General features: G+C 63.7%; 1 protein-coding gene and 2 pseudogenes. 1 reads left to right on the top strand and 2 read right to left on the bottom strand.

The annotated features are described in order from the left end of the window. Positions 1 to 193: pseudogene (locus EN991_RS36045) on the top strand (hypothetical protein); the annotation flags it as partial. Positions 194 to 285: 92 nt separating this feature from the next. On the opposite strand, the gene EN991_RS36040 reads toward EN991_RS36045, so the two are convergent. Both EN991_RS36040 and EN991_RS36035 read right to left on the bottom strand, forming a co-directional pair. Further along, positions 286 to 1,101: an RNA methyltransferase gene (locus tag EN991_RS36040; protein WP_127370508.1), complete on the bottom strand. Its 816-nt coding sequence runs from the start codon at positions 1,099 to 1,101 to the stop codon at positions 286 to 288. A 164-nt stretch (positions 1,102 to 1,265) separates the two neighbouring features. Further along, a pseudogene (locus EN991_RS36035) lies at positions 1,266 to 1,457 on the bottom strand (helix-turn-helix transcriptional regulator); the annotation flags it as partial.

Here is a 1,457-nt window from a genome sequence, read left to right as displayed (position 1 = left end):
CAGCAGCTCCGCCTTGCGCGAGCAGATGAACGAGCTGGCGGCGGAGGTCGTCCATCTGACGGCCAAGCTCGAGGGGCCTGGTTCGCCGATCGCCATGGCATTGGCGGTACCGTCGGACGCACGCTCCGGCAACGGTGACCGCAGTCTTGCCGACCGCGTGCGCGCGCTGCAGAAGGCTGACGCGACAAGCTGAGATCAGGTCTCCTTAGAGCATTTCACCGTTTCACGGAAACGGCGAAATGCCCTAATTCTTCGCTTTGACGCAATTCTGGACGGAAAACCGCTTCACACTTTTCCTAGAATTGCTCTAGCCGAAAAATGATGCAGCGCGATGGCTGAAGCCGCGGCGACATTCAGGCTGTCGAAGCCTTCCGCCATGGTGATCCGCACGTCGTGCAGGCTTGCGAGCAGGTCGTCCGGCAAGCCTTCGCCCTCGGTGCCGAGATAGAGCGCCAGGCGCTCGCTGCGCTGCGCATCGCGGATGTCGGTCTTCCCGCGTGGCGAGAGCGCGAATTGTTCGAAGCCACGTCGGGCGAGCATCGTTGTGAAGCCGGCGGTGTCGGTGAACGATGCGAACGGGATCTTGAGCGCGGCGCCGACCGAAACGCGGATCGCCTTGCGATAGAGCGGGTCGCAGCACGTCGCATCCAGCAAAACCGCGTCAGCGCCAAAGGCGGCGGCGTTGCGGAAGATCGAGCCCACATTGTCATGGTTGGCGATGCCGACGAGCACCACGACCAGCGCACGAGGCGGCAAGCCATCGAGCAGGGCTTCGGCCGGCTGCGGCGCTCCCTTGCGGCCCATGGCCAGGATGCCGCGATGCATGTGAAATCCGGCGATTGCGTCCATCACAGCGCTGGTGGCCACATAGACCGGGAGGTCGGCGGGCGCCTTGCTCAGGATCTTGTCGAGACCCGCCAGCCGGTTTTCCAGGACGAGGGCCGATTCGGCGGCAAAGCGTCCAGTTGTGAGCAACAGGTCGAGCACCACCTTGCCTTCGGCGACGAAGCGGCCTTGCCGGCCGGCGAGGTCACGCTCGCGAATGTCGAGATAGGCAGCGACGCGCGGATCTTGCGGGTCGTCGATGCGAATGGGATCCATGCATTCCTCGCGACCGTCGCATCGGCCCGAAAATCCGGACCGCTTCCCGGCGCTCACCTTGTTTGGAAAGCACGATGCGACAATTCGGGACAATCAGCCAGCTTTGTGCGCCCCAAATCGGCGCATGTCGCTCTGAATCGCCGGCGAGATCGGCGGCTGTGTGGTCAGGTTCCAGCACGGCGCAAGCGGTGCGCCATCTGGGACAGGTCATCCTTGCCGCTGCCGAAAATGCCGTCCAGCATGACAAGCAGTTCTCGCACGGCGTCGGATTTGCAGGAGTAGTAAATCATCTGCCGGTCGCGGCGGGTGTCGACAAGGTCGAGCGCCCGCAACTTGGCGAGATGCTGGGACAGGGC

This window comes from Mesorhizobium sp. M7A.F.Ca.US.005.03.2.1 (assembly GCF_003997795.1).
Classification (GTDB): Bacteria; Pseudomonadota; Alphaproteobacteria; order Rhizobiales; family Rhizobiaceae; genus Mesorhizobium; species Mesorhizobium ciceri.
Note: the sequence above shows the minus strand (reverse complement) of the source record. Positions and strands in the feature narration are given on the sequence as shown.